Source organism: Streptomyces sp. NPDC059718 (assembly GCF_042733315.1).
In the GTDB taxonomy this organism is placed as follows: domain Bacteria; phylum Actinomycetota; class Actinomycetes; order Streptomycetales; family Streptomycetaceae; genus Actinacidiphila.
In genome coordinates this window covers 32,749-44,922 of sequence record NZ_JBHWGA010000002.1, presented here as the reverse complement: position 1 = coordinate 44,922, position 12,174 = coordinate 32,749, and the positions used below count along the sequence as shown (strand labels likewise).

The following is a 12,174-nucleotide window of genomic DNA, read 5'->3' as shown; positions in this document are numbered from 1 at the left end:
CCGTCCCCGTCCCCGTCCCGGTGCTGCGCTCGCCGGGCGTCAGTCCATCCAGGCCTGGTACGACATGACGTCGCCGGCCTTCACCCGGTACTCGGGCTGGTCCTGAGTGTAGGTCTCCTCGATGCCCAGGACGCGCCCGTCGGCCGGGTCGAGGACGAGCATGCGGCGCAGCCCGCCGGCGTCGTGGACGTAGGCCTGGCCCCGCCTGCCCAGCCGGTCGGTGACGGTACCGGCAGGCCGCAGGCCGGGGGCGGCGGCGAGGAGCTCGTCGACCGCGGCGGTGCCGGAGGGCCCCGGCGTCCAGTCGTGCAGCAGCGAGGCCAGCGCGTCCACCAGTTCCGGGGTGCCGGCGCAGGCGCAGCCGTACACCTGGGACAGGTACGCCCGCAGTTCCTTCGCGGAGCCCGGGGGCTCGGTCCCCGAGCGGCCGTACGGGGGGAGGGTGCCCGGCGGGTACGCGGCGCGGTGCAGCACCTCGCCGTCCGCGACGGTGTGCGGGGAGCCGCCGGAGTCGCTGATCACCGGCTCCCCGGGGTGCCGAGGGTCGGTGGCGACGACCAGTTCGGTGCCGCTGCCGTCGGCGTCCCAGCGGGTGAGGTGCTCCTCGGGCACGGTGACGGGCGGGCGGACGCCCGGGCCCGCCTCCATGCCCATGCTCCACATCATCACGTGGCTCCCCCGGCGGGTGCCGGTGCCGTCGCCCCGCGCCGCCGCCTCCCGTGCCGCGGCGGCCACGTCGGCCAGCGGGACCTCCCGCGACCCGGCCAGCGGACGCAGCGCCACCGGGGCGGCGACCGCCGGGGTGGTGCCGGCCCCGGAGAGCACGACGACCAGGACGGCCACCACGGTCGCCGCCACCGCGGCCAGGCCCGTGACGAGGCCGCCCACCCGGCGGGCGGTCCGGCGGGGCGCGGGGGCGGGTGCCGGTTCGGAGGCCAGCAGCCGCCGCAGCCCGAGTTCGGCCCGCGCGTCCAGGGGGCGGTCGCGCCGGCGCGGATCGCCGGCAGGCACGGGATCGGCCCGGCGCAGCAGCTCCAGTTCCGGCTCCAGCTCGGTCATGGCCCCTCCTGGGTCACGGTCATCCCCATGCGGTCGATCTGCTCGCGCAGCCTGCGGCGCGCCCGGTGCAGGCGCATGGCGGCCGCGGAGCGCCCGCAGCCGAGGGCCACCGCCAGTTCCCCGACGTCCAGCTCCTCCCAGGCGGTCAGCCGCAGCACCTCCTGGTCGGCCGCCGCGAGCCGCCCCAGTGCCTCGTGCACCCAGGCGCCGGGCCCCTCGGTACCGGGGCTCGGCACGAGGTGCGCGCCGTGCGCCGTCTCGTGGTTCCCGATCCGGTCCAGCAGCCTGCGCCGCCGCCCCTGCCCGCGCACGCTGTTGGCCAGGCAGTTGCGGGCGACGCCGTACAGCCAGGGCAGCGCGTACGAGGGGAGCTCGGCGCGCCGCCGCCAGGCGACGGCGAAGACCTCCGCCACCACTTCCTCCACCTCGTCGTACGCCGCCCGCCCCGCCGTCCGCCGGGCGACGTAGCGGCTGACCGCCCAGTAGTGCTCGCGGTAGGCAGCGGCGAACGCCTGTGACCGCGTCTCGTCCGTGCTCATGACCGCTTGGTGTCCGCCACGGGACCGATCATCACACCCCGCCGCTGTGACGTTCCCCGCGTGACGCCGCGGGCGGGCCCGGACACCTACCGGGCATGAGGCTCACGTTCCCGCGACGCGCGGCGTCCGCCGTGGCATGGCTGACCACGACCGACCACAAGGCCATCGGCACGCTCTACCTCGGCACGGCGTTCGCCTTCTTCTGCGGTGGCGGGGTGATGGCCCTGCTGATGCGCGCCGAACTCGCCCGCCCCGGGCTGCAGGTCATGTCGAACGAGCAGTTCAACCAGCTCTTCACGATGCACGGCACCGTGATGCTGCTGATGTTCGCGACCCCGCTGTTCTCCGGTTTCGCGAACTGGATCATGCCGCTGCAGATCGGTGCCCCCGACGTCGCGTTCCCCCGGCTCAACATGCTCGCGTACTGGCTCTACCTCTTCGGCTCACTGATCGCGGTGGGCGGGTTCCTCACCCCGCAGGGCGCGGCCGACTTCGGCTGGTTCGCCTACTCACCGCTGTCGGGCGCGGTGCACTCGCCGGGCGTGGGCGGCGACCTGTGGATCATGGGGCTGGCGCTGTCCGGCTTCGGGACCATCCTCGGCGCGGTCAACCTGATCACCACGATCATCTGCATGCGCGCCCCGGGCATGACGATGTTCCGGATGCCGATCTTCACCTGGAACGTGCTGCTCACCGGTGTGCTGGTGCTGATGGCCTTTCCGGTGCTGGCCGCGGCGCTGCTCGCGCTGGAGCTGGACCGGACGTTCGGGGCGCACATATTCGACCCGGCGAACGGCGGGGCGCTGCTGTGGCAGCACCTGTTCTGGTTCTTCGGGCACCCCGAGGTCTACATCATCGCGCTGCCCTTCTTCGGGATCGTCAGCGAGGTCATACCGGTCTTCTCGCGCAAGCCCATGTTCGGCCACACCGGCCTGATCGCGGCGACGATCTCGATCGCCGGGCTGTCGGCGACGGTCTGGGCGCACCACATGTACGTCACCGGCGGCGTGCTGCTGCCCTTCTTCTCCTTCATGACGCTGCTCATCGCGGTGCCGACCGGGGTGAAGGTCTTCAACTGGATCGGCACGATGTGGAAGGGCTCGCTGAGCTTCGAGACGCCGATGCTCTGGGCGACCGGCTTCCTCGTGACCTTCGTCTTCGGCGGGCTCACCGGGGTGATCCTGGCGTCCTCGCCGCTGGACTTCCACGTCTCCGACTCCTACTTCGTCGTGGCGCACTTCCACTACGTCGTCTTCGGAACGGTCGTCTTCGCCATGTTCTCGGGGCTGCACTTCTGGTGGCCGAAGTTCACCGGCAAGATGCTCGACGAGCGCCTGGGCAAGATCACCTTCTGGACGCTCTTCGCCGGCTTCCACGGCACCTTCCTCGTCCAGCACTGGCTGGGCACGCAGGGCATGCTGCGCCGCATCCCGGACTACCTGGCCGCCGACGGCTTCACCACGCTGAACACCGTCTCGACGATCAGCTCCTTCCTGCTGGGCCTGTCGATCCTGCCGTTCCTCTACAACGTGTGGCGGACGGCCAAGTACGGCGAGCCGGTCGGGACGGACGACCCGTGGGGCTGGGGCCGTTCGCTGGAGTGGGCGACGAGCTGCCCACCGCCGCGGCACAACTTCCGCTCCCTGCCGCGCATCAGGTCCGAGTCGCCCGCCTTCGACCTGCGCCGCGGCGCGGCCGGAGTGCCGGGGGCCGTGTCGGGAACGGTATCCAAGCTGCCGGATACGCCACTCCCGGCGACCCCTGGCGACGCCTAGCGTCGGTGCCATGACGACGTACGAGGCCGCCACCGCCACCCGTTCGCGCACCCACACCTGGGAGCCGCGCCCCGAGCCCACCCCCGAACTCCTGGCGCTGACCGGGCGCGAGGTCCTGCAGGGCGCGATCGACGGGCGCTTCCCCGAGTCCTCGATCATGAGCACCCTGGGCTTCCGCTTCGTCGAGGTCGGCGACGGGCGCGCGGTCTTCGAGGGCGACCCCGGCGACCACCTGCTCAACCCGATGGGCACGGTGCACGGCGGCTTCCTCGCCACCCTGCTGGACTCGGCGCTCGGCTCGGCCGTGATGAGCCGCCTCCCGGCCGGATCCGCGTACACCACCGTGCAGTTGGGGGTGCACATGATCCGGCCGGTGCTCCCCGGGACGTCCACGTTGCGCTGCGAGGGCGTGGCGCTCCACGTCGGCCGGACGACGGCCACCGCCGAGGCCCGGGTGACCGGCGCGGCCGACGGGAAGCTCTACGCCCACGGCACGACGACCTGCGCGGTGCTGCGCCCCCGCTGACCCCTCAGCCGGCCGCCCGCACCGCGCCCTCGCCGACGGCCAGGGCCAGCGCCATGATGCTGAGCTGCGGGTTCACCTCGGGGCAGCTGGGCAGCGCCGAGGCGTCGGCGATCAGCACCCCGTGCACGCCGCGAAGCCGGCCCGCGGGGTCGGCCGGCGCCACCTCCGGGTCCGCGCCGAAGGCGACGGTGCCCGTGGGGTGGAAGGCCGACAGGTGCAGCTGCCGTGCCGTCACCCCCTCCAGGGCCGCCGTGAACTCCCGTGGCGTACGGGCCCGCGGGGCGGCGGGGACGCCGGTGAGGACCTCCTCGGCCCCGGCGGCGAAGAGCAGGTCGCCCATCGCGCGGACGGCGCGCAGCAGTCGGCGGCCGTCGCGGGGGTCGAGGTCGTAGCGGAGCAGGCCGCCCTCGCGGCCGAGGACGCGTCCGCCGGGCCGGTCAGCGATCATCGCGCCGAACGTGGCCAGCCGTCCGGAGTCCTCCAGTTCCGCGCGCAGTTCCCGGCCGACGCCCGGCAGCACGAACGAGCCCATGCCGGGCGGCGGGGCGGTCGCCTCGATGAGGATGCCGTCCTCGTGCAGCTCCTCCACACCGACGCTCTGCAGCACCGCCGGTCCGCCGTCCGCGACCGGCTCGGCGAACCGCCCGGCGACGCTGGTGGCGGGGTGCACGGCCAGGTTGCGGCCGGTCCGCGGGTGCCCGCCGAGGCCGGAACGGCGCAGCAGCGGGGGAGTGCGCAGAGCGCCCGCGGCCACCACGACCAGCGGGCTGAGGATCTCCAGTTCGCTGCCGTCCGGCCGCCGTACCGCCACCCCGCAGGCGCGCGGGCCGCCGGGCCGGTCGGGCTCGGTGAGCACCCGCCGCACGTGGGCGCCGGTCACGATCCGGGCCCCGGCCGCGCACGCCTGCGGCAGCACCGACAGCTGGACGCTCTGCTTCGCCCCGGACGGGCAGCCCACCACGCACTGGCACGAGCCCCGGCAGCCGGGGGCGTTGCGCCGCAGGGGCGCCGCGCGCCAGCCGAGCCCGCCCGCGCCGAGCAGGGCGAGGGCGCCGTTGCGGCCCAGCACGTCCTGCGGCTGGCGGGCCACGCGCAGGGTGCGCTCCACCTCGTCCAGGTACGTGCCGAAGGCCACCGGGTCCGCGAGGTCCCCGAGCCCGTACTCCTCGCGCCACCGGGCCAGCACACGGTCCGGAGTGCGGTAGCAGGTGCCGGAGTTGACGACCGTCGTACCGCCGACGGCGCGCCCGGTCGGCACGACCATCGGGGGGTTGCCGAGGGCGACGGTCGCGCCGCCGTCCCGGTACAGCTCGGCGAACCGGTCGAGCGGGGCCCGCCGTCCGAACTCCGCGGTGGTGTGCCGCCGGCCCTCCTCCAGGACGACCACCCGCAGTCCCGCCCGCGCCAGGGTGCGCGCCGCCATCGCCCCGCCGGCGCCCGAGCCGACGACGACGGCGTCCGCGCGGGAGCGGTCCGGCCACTCGCCGGCGGGTACGCAGTCCAGCGGAGGGTCCTGCGGGGCCGGAGCCGGGGCCGGGGGCGCCGTGGCGCGGGGCGGCTGCGCCAGCAGCCGTTCGGTGCCGGCCGCCAGCAGCACCGGCACCTTCACCACGTCGAGCAGGGGCAGCAGCGCGGGCCGCGCGGCAAGGCCTGCCAGCACCCGTTCCCGCTCCCCCGGGCCCAGCCGGTCCAGCCGCCGCCCGGTGCGCGCCGCGGCGTAGGCGTCCACCGCGGCCGCCGCGGCGCGGAAGCCGTGCCGGGTCCGCGCGGGCATCGCCGCCAGCAGGCCGTCCAGCCGGTGCGGCACGCCCGTGGGCCAGTCGCCGTCGCCCGCGTCGGCGAGCAGCGCCGCCACCAGGCCGCGGACGGCGGCGCTCACCGGTCGCCCACTTCGGCGTGGGCGGTGCCCGCGAGCGTCCACTCCATCTCGGTGCGCCAGCCGCCGCGGCCCCTGCGCTCCAGCACGACGTGGGCGTCGGCGGTCTCGCTGTTGCGGCACACGGCGGGGGAGCCGTCGGGGTCGGCGTAGTCGAGGGCGAGGGTGCGCTCGGCCGGCTGGTCGACCCGTACGGTGATCCGCCGCCCGCCCGCGCGGCCGGTCACCGTCCAGCGCGGCAGGCCGATGTCGGCGGTGAAGCGGCCGAGGCCGGCGCGCCCCAGGGCCGGGCGCAGGCCGCCGCGCGGCCAGTCGCGGCCGTCCCTGCGCAGCCGCAGGAACACCAGCGGGGGCAGCCGGTCCAGGCCCGGGCGGGTGGAGACGGCGGCGACGACCTCCAGCACGTCCCCGTCGCCGAGGTCGGCGTGCAGCCAGGCCCAGCGCCGGGCGTTGCCGTGGCCGTAGATGCGGGCCGAGGCCCCGGGCGCGGCCCGCAGGGCGAGTTCGCCCCCGCCGTGGCGGACGGTGCCCGTGTACCGGGCGCGGGGCGACGGCACGATCTGCGCGGCGGGCAGCAGCGGATGCCGCCACGACCACCGCGGGAAGGTGTACAGCGGCTGCTCGGTGCCGGCGTCCTCGGTGAGGTCCCAGGTGAGGTCGCCCGCCGTGCCGCGCAGCCGGCCGGGGACGGCCTCGACGCCGTCCGCCGTGAAGCCCTCGGCGCCCGTCGCGGGACGCCAGGGCGACGGGCCGAAGCGGGCATGCTCCACCGGGCCCTTGCCGTCCGGGGGGAAGACGGCGGCCCAGCCGTGCGCGAAGGCGGGGGAGCCGTCGGCGGGAGCGACGAGTTCGTGGTGGAGCCACAGGCCGGTGCCCGTCGCCGGGTCGGTGGCCGTGGTGTACCAGACCTCGGTGCGGCCCGCGGCGCCGTCCCAGCGCGGTGCCCACTGCGCCCGGGGGTCGTCCCGGCGCGGGAAGCGGAAGCTCGCCAGGAACGGCACGAGCGAGGTCGCCGTGCGGAAGCGCAGCGTCCCCGTGCCGGCCGGTTCCGCGACGTCCCCGGCGGTCAGGGTGAAGGGCAGCGTGGTCATCGAGGCCAGCGGCCGCCGCGGGGTGACGGACTTCCAGCCCTCCAGGAGGCAGCGCTCGCCGTCGAGTGCGAACTCCAGCCGGTAGTGGATGCGCCGCCGGGCCAGCGGCGAGACCTCCAGCGTGCCGGTGGCGGCGGCGTCGGCGCGGCCCGCGATGCGCAGCCGTCCGGTGGCGCGGGCCACGGTCGTGCGGTGCGGCAGCAGCAGGTCGTCGCTGCGCGCCGTCAGCTCCAGCCGCACCGGCCGCTCCCGGTCCTCGCCGCGCAGCCGTACGGTCCCCGTCATGGTCTCGGCGAAGACCGTCCCCCGGGCCGCGCTCACCGGGCCTTCAGCCCCTCGCGCATGATCTCCTCGGTCGCGGTCAGATACGCCTCCGCCGCCGCGCGGGCGGCCGCACCGTCCCCCTCCTCCACCGCGGCGACCACCGGCGCCAGCCGTCCGTACGCCTCCTCCGCGTCCTGGAAGGGGCCGGCGAGGTGACGGCGCATCGGCAGGTAGGCGTTGAACAGGGTGTTGGTGAGGAGCACGTAGACGCGGTTGCCGGTGGCGCGGGCCAGCGCCCGGTGCACCTCGGCGTCCGCCAGTTGCACCGCGTCCGGGTCCCCGGCCGTGCGCACGGCCTCCACCAGGTCCCGCAGCCGGGTCCGCGCGGCGCCGCTCGCCCGGGTCGCCGCCGCGCCGGCGATCAGGGCACCCACCCCGCGCCGCACCTCGAAGATCTCGGAGAGCCAGCGCGCGTCGTGCCGGACGAGCATGGGCAGCAGGTCGGCGCCGCCCAGGCGTTCGTAGTCCCGGACCCGGGTACCGACGCCGTGCCGCGTCTCCAGCAGTCCGGCCTGGACCAGCCGCCCGAAGGCGTGCTTGAGGGTGGTGCGGGTGACGCCGTACCCCTCGGCCAGCGTGCGCTCGGGCGGCAGCAGGCTCCCCGCGGGACGGCGGCCGGTGAGGATCTCCTCGCGGATCCGGTCCTCCAGGACGTCCACGATCGACGTGCGCGGCAGCGCTTCCATCACACCTCCATGGGTCAGTGGATGAGCCACTCAACCAATGACCCGACGCACCGTCAAGACCCGCCCCCGCGAGGGACGTCACCCGCTCGGCCGCAAGCCGCCCGCCGCCCGGTCGCCGCACCGCGGCCGGCGGCTTACGTTCGCGGTGGCGTGCCCCCGCCCCGCCCCGTCCCCACGGCCGAAAGGCACTGACATGACGCACCCGTGCGCCCGTCCGCCCAGGCTCCGCGGCACCGCGCGCAAGGCCGTCGCCACGGTCCTGGCCGCCGCCGCGCTCCCCACGGCCCTGGCGTGCGGTGGGCCCGCGGACACCGCCCGCTCCCCCGAGGGCACCCGGACGGCGAGGTCGGCCCCGGCCTCGCCGCTCGCGCGGGCCGAGGAGGAGAACCGCACGGCGGGCCCGGCCTCCGCCTCCCCGGCGTCCGCGTCCCCTGCGCAGGCCTCCCCCGCGCAGGCCTCCCCCAGCGGGTCACCGGGCGCCGGCGGGAACTTCCCGGCGCTCTCCGGCGACGTCGTCAAGAAGCTCGACGGCGCGATGAAGGACACCCTGACCAGGACCGGCGTGCCCGGCGCGATCGTGGGGCTGTGGGCCGCCGGCAAGGGCTCCTACGTACGCGCCCTCGGCGTGGCCGACACGAAGTCCAAGGCGCGCATGTCGCCCGACCTCAACATGCGGATCGGCAGCGAGACCAAGACCTTCACCGTGACGGCGCTGCTGACCCTCGTCGACCGGAAGAAGGCCGGACTCGACGACCCCGTCTCGCGGTACGTGGACGGCGTGCCCGGCGGCGACGGCATCACCTTGCGGCAGCTCGCCGAGATGCGCAGCGGGCTCTACAACTACACCGACGACCCGAACTTCCAGAAGGCCCTCAAGGCCGACCCCAACCGGGAGTTCGTCCCCGCCGAGCTGCTCGCCTACGCCTTCCAGCACCCCTCGCAGGCCACCGCGGGCTCCCGCTTCCAGTACTCCAACACCAACACCGTCCTGCTGGGCCTGGTGATCGAGAAGGCGAGCGGCATGCCGCTCGGCGACTACCTGCGGCGCGACGTGCTCGGTCCCGCCAAGCTGAAGCACACCGTCTTCCCCGCGGGGCGCGCCTTCCCGAACCCGCACGCCCGCGGCTACACCCGGCAGACCAAGGACGGGAAGGAAGGCGACGCGACCAACTGGGACCCCTCCTGGGCCTGGGCCGCCGGCGCGATGATCTCCGACCAGCAGGACCTGCGGGCCTGGGCCCGCATCGTCGCCGACGGCACCCTGCTCAGCAAGGCCACCCAGGCGCAGCGCACGGCCTTCCTCCCCACCTCGTACCCGGGCATCGGCTACGGCCTCGGCCTCTTCGACAACCACGGCTGGATCGGGCACAACGGATCGCTGCCCGGCTACCAGAGCACCGCCGTGTACCTGCCCGACGCCAAGGCGACCTTGGTCGTGCTGCTCAACACCGACACCGCCGTGGGCGGCAACGAGCCCAGCAGCCTCTTCGCCGAGGCGATGACCAAGATCGTCACCCCGGGCCACGTCTACGCGTTCCCGCCCACCAACGGCACCGGCACCAGCCCGAGCAGCAGCTGAGCTCAGGCCGCTCCGCACGCGCGGGAAGGGGTCAGCCGACCATGAACGGCGGCCTGCGGTCCCGCCACGGGACGGCCTGCTCCAACTGCGCGGCCACGCCCAGCAGCAGGTCCTCCCGGCCCTGGGCGGCGACGAGCTGCACCCCGACCGGCAGCCCCTCACGGCTCTGGCCGAGCGGCAGGCTCACCGCCGGATGTCCGGAGACGTTGAAGGCCGCCGTGAACGGCCCGTACGCGAACAGCTCGCGCAGCCAGGAACGCACCGTGTGCCGGGGGTCGTCGTGGCCGAGGGTGCCGTGCGGCGCGGGGAGCGCGCCGAGCGTCGGCGTGACGAGCAGGTCGTACGTGGTGAAGAAGCGGCCTGCCGCGCGGGTCACGCGGTGCTGCGCGTCGATCGCCGCCATCAGCCCGAGCGCCGTGCACGCCTCGGTCTCGGCGAGCACCGCCCGCGACACCGCCTCCAGCAGCGAGCGGTCCAGGCGCGGCGCCGCCCGCAGCAGCGCGCCGCCACTGGCGAACGCGCCCAGCACGGTGGCCTCCACGAGGTCGTCCGCGTCCAGGCGCGGTGTGTCCTCGGTGACACGGTGCCCGATCCACTCCAGCACCTTGCCCGTGTCGACGGTGACCGCGGCGACCTGCGGGTCCACGGGCGTGCCCGTCCAGGCGGCGGTGGTCAGGGCGATCCGCAGCCGCCCCGGGTCGGAGCGCACCGCCCGCGCGTACGGCGACGGGGGCGCCGGGAGGGGGTACTTGTCGCCGTACGAGGGCCCGCTCACGGCGTCGAGCAGCACCGCGGCGTCCCGTACCGTCCTGGTCACGGCGAACTCCACCTGGAGCCCGAACGCCGCCTCGCCCGCGAGCGGCCCGCACGGGGTTCGCCCCCGGCTCGGCTTGAGCCCGACCAGGCCGCAGCAGGACGCCGGGACGCGGATGGAACCGCCCGCGTCGTTGGCGTGCGCCACCGGCACCGCGCCCGCGGCGACCAGCGCGGCCGACCCGCCGCTCGACCCACCCACCCCGCGCCCCGGGTCCCAGGGGTTGCGCGTCGGCCCGTAGCGCACCGGCTCGGTGGCGAAGCTCAGGCCGAACTCGGGCGCGGTGCTCTGGCCGAGCGCCACCAGGCCCGCCTCCCGGAAGCGGGCCATCAGATCGTGGTCGGCGTCCGCCACGGCACCCCGCAGGGCCCGGCTGCCGAGGGTGAACGGCACGCCCCGCACGAAGGGACCGCCGTCCTTGATCACGAAGGGCACACCGCCGAGCGGCCCGTCCGCCCGGTGTGCGGGGGCAGGGTCGAACAGCGGCAGCGTCAGCGCGTTGAGCTCCGCACCCGCCGCCTCCAGGGCCCTGCGCGCGACGGCCTCGACATCGCCCGCGCTCACCTCCCCGGCGCGGATCAGCTCCCGCAACCCCGTCGCGTCCCGCTCCGCGTACTCGTGCAGCTCCAGTGTTCCGCCCTCCCGTGGCCCGTGCCCCGTCCCCGCGGCCAGCGTGGCACGCGCCGCCGGGCCGTCACCACGGGGTTTCCGCGGGCGAACGGCGCTCGGGCGAACGGCGCTCGGGCGGACGGGGCACACGGGGCGGAGCCGGCGGCGCCCTGCGGAACGGGTCCGGGGCGGGGCATCGCCGTCGCGTCCCTTCGCTCGGGGTGCGCCGTGCGGGCGTGCGGGTCAGACGACCTTCCGGCGGACCAGCGCGCCCAGGACCAGCGCGCCGGGGACGAGGGGGAGCCACACCGTCACGATGCGGTAGCCGAGGACGGCCGAGGTGGCCGCGGCGAGGGAGGCGCCCGTGGCGACGAGGGTCACCACGAGGGCGGCGTCGACGGAGCCGACGCCGCCGGGGGTGGGCAGCGCCGCCGCCGCGACACTGGCCACGAGGTAGGCGACGGCGACGTGGGTGAAGGGCACCGGGACCCCCAGGGCCATCGTGACCGCGACGAGGCCGGCGGCCTGCAGGGCGGGGAAGGCGAGCGAGCCGCCCCACAGCGCGAGGGCCCGCGACGGCCGGGCGTGCAGCGTCCGCGCGTCCGTGAACGCCGTGGCCAGGAACGTGACCACCACCCGGCGCAGCCGCGGTACGGCGACCAGCACGACCGCCGCGACCGCGCAGACCCCGACGGCCGCCCCCGCCGTCGGGCCGACGGGTACGGAGATGCCCTCGGGCAGCAGTCCGTCGAGCCGCAGCGCGTGCGGGAACGCGGCGAGCAGCACCGCCAGCAGCGTCCCGCGGCCCACGCACTCGGCCAGGAAGTACAGCGCGATGGCCGCCGCCGACCGGGCGGGCGGCAGCCCGCACGCCCGCATGAAGCGCAGGTTGACCGCGCTCGCCCCGATGCCCGCGGGCAGCAGGTGGTTCGCGGCGCCCGCGGCGAACTGCGTCGCCAGCAGGCGTCCCGCCGGCAGCCGTTCCAGGACCGTGCCCTGCCGCATGAACGACACCGCCACCCAGGCGAGCCCGGTCGCCGCCACGGCGGCCAGCAGCCAGCCCCGGTTGGCGTCGAGCAGCCCGCGGCCCCCGTCGGCGATCAGCTGCCAGTGCCGGGCCACCCACCACCCGACCAGCACGATCGGGGCCAGGCAGGCGATCCGGCGCAGGGTCGCGCCGCTCAGGAGGTGTGGAGTCGTCGTGGTGGTGATGCCCATGGTCCGGTCGCCCCCGCGCGTCGTGCGCCTGTCCGCAGGTGTTGTCGCCAGGTGTTCTCGCCCCTTCATGCCCTGTCC

10 protein-coding genes are annotated in these 12,174 nt (G+C 75.7%); 3 read left to right on the top strand and 7 right to left on the bottom strand.

The annotated features are described in order from the left end of the window. Window positions 1-39: 39 nt before the first annotated feature. Together ACFV3E_RS02655 and ACFV3E_RS02650 are read right to left on the bottom strand one after the other, a co-directional pair. Window positions 40-1,059, bottom strand: coding sequence for a CU044_5270 family protein (locus ACFV3E_RS02655; protein ID WP_500533031.1), 1,020 nt, complete (start codon window positions 1,057-1,059; stop codon window positions 40-42). Next, the gene (locus tag ACFV3E_RS02650; protein WP_500533030.1) at window positions 1,056-1,598 is read right to left on the bottom strand and encodes a sigma-70 family RNA polymerase sigma factor; all 543 of its coding nucleotides are present in this window, start codon (window positions 1,596-1,598) and stop codon (window positions 1,056-1,058) included. The genes ACFV3E_RS02655 and ACFV3E_RS02650 overlap by 4 nt, the downstream gene beginning before the upstream one ends. A 95-nt stretch (window positions 1,599-1,693) precedes the next feature. Here ACFV3E_RS02650 and ctaD point away from each other — a divergent pair, with 95 nt between their 5' ends. Together ctaD and ACFV3E_RS02640 are read left to right on the top strand one after the other, a co-directional pair. Continuing rightward, entirely contained in the window at window positions 1,694-3,373 is a 1,680-nt protein-coding gene (gene ctaD / locus ACFV3E_RS02645; RefSeq protein ID WP_500533029.1) for an aa3-type cytochrome oxidase subunit I, read from the top strand. A 10-nt stretch (window positions 3,374-3,383) separates the two neighbouring features. Further along, window positions 3,384-3,899 (top strand): PaaI family thioesterase, encoded by a 516-nt coding sequence (locus ACFV3E_RS02640; protein ID WP_499513011.1) that lies wholly within the window; start codon window positions 3,384-3,386, stop codon window positions 3,897-3,899. 4 nt (window positions 3,900-3,903) lie between these two features. Here ACFV3E_RS02640 and ACFV3E_RS02635 read toward each other — a convergent pair whose 3' ends face one another. Genes ACFV3E_RS02635 through ACFV3E_RS02625 form a run of 3 tightly spaced genes read right to left on the bottom strand, consistent with a single transcriptional unit; the run spans window position 3,904 to window position 7,876 of the window. Further along, on the bottom strand, window positions 3,904-5,778 hold the full coding sequence (locus ACFV3E_RS02635) for a GMC family oxidoreductase (protein WP_500533028.1): 1,875 nt from the start codon (window positions 5,776-5,778) through the stop codon (window positions 3,904-3,906). After that, window positions 5,775-7,187 carry a tocopherol cyclase family protein gene (locus tag ACFV3E_RS02630; RefSeq protein ID WP_500533027.1) on the bottom strand — a complete coding sequence of 471 codons (1,413 nt, stop codon included), beginning with the start codon at window positions 7,185-7,187 and terminating at the stop codon, window positions 5,775-5,777. The genes ACFV3E_RS02635 and ACFV3E_RS02630 overlap by 4 nt, the downstream gene beginning before the upstream one ends. Next, a complete protein-coding gene (locus ACFV3E_RS02625; protein WP_500533026.1) occupies window positions 7,184-7,876 on the bottom strand; it encodes a FadR/GntR family transcriptional regulator in 693 nt (230 codons plus the stop codon). The genes ACFV3E_RS02630 and ACFV3E_RS02625 overlap by 4 nt, the downstream gene beginning before the upstream one ends. Window positions 7,877-8,069: 193 nt before the next feature. On the opposite strand from ACFV3E_RS02625, the gene ACFV3E_RS02620 reads away from it, so the two are divergent. Then, the gene (locus ACFV3E_RS02620; RefSeq protein WP_500533025.1) at window positions 8,070-9,455 is read left to right on the top strand and encodes a serine hydrolase domain-containing protein; all 1,386 of its coding nucleotides are present in this window, start codon (window positions 8,070-8,072) and stop codon (window positions 9,453-9,455) included. Window positions 9,456-9,486: 31 nt separating this feature from the next. On the opposite strand, the gene ACFV3E_RS02615 is transcribed toward ACFV3E_RS02620, so the two are convergent. Both ACFV3E_RS02615 and ACFV3E_RS02610 read right to left on the bottom strand, forming a co-directional pair. Then, entirely contained in the window at window positions 9,487-10,860 is a 1,374-nt protein-coding gene (locus ACFV3E_RS02615) for an amidase (RefSeq protein ID WP_500533024.1), read from the bottom strand. 261 nt (window positions 10,861-11,121) lie between these two features. Then, a complete protein-coding gene (locus ACFV3E_RS02610) occupies window positions 11,122-12,096 on the bottom strand; it encodes a lysylphosphatidylglycerol synthase transmembrane domain-containing protein (RefSeq protein WP_500533023.1) in 975 nt (324 codons plus the stop codon). Window positions 12,097-12,174 lie beyond the last annotated feature (78 nt).

Coding starts and splice junctions, on each gene's coding strand:
- ACFV3E_RS02655 (WP_500533031.1), bottom strand. CDS start 1,059: ATGACCGAGCTGGAGCCGGAACTGGAGCTGCTGCGCCGGGCCGATCCC.
- ACFV3E_RS02650 (WP_500533030.1), bottom strand. CDS start 1,598: ATGAGCACGGACGAGACGCGGTCACAGGCGTTCGCCGCTGCCTACCGC.
- ctaD (WP_500533029.1), top strand. CDS start 1,694: ATGAGGCTCACGTTCCCGCGACGCGCGGCGTCCGCCGTGGCATGGCTG.
- ACFV3E_RS02640 (WP_499513011.1), top strand. CDS start 3,384: ATGACGACGTACGAGGCCGCCACCGCCACCCGTTCGCGCACCCACACC.
- ACFV3E_RS02625 (WP_500533026.1), bottom strand. CDS start 7,876: ATGGAAGCGCTGCCGCGCACGTCGATCGTGGACGTCCTGGAGGACCGG.
- ACFV3E_RS02620 (WP_500533025.1), top strand. CDS start 8,070: ATGACGCACCCGTGCGCCCGTCCGCCCAGGCTCCGCGGCACCGCGCGC.
- ACFV3E_RS02610 (WP_500533023.1), bottom strand. CDS start 12,096: ATGGGCATCACCACCACGACGACTCCACACCTCCTGAGCGGCGCGACC.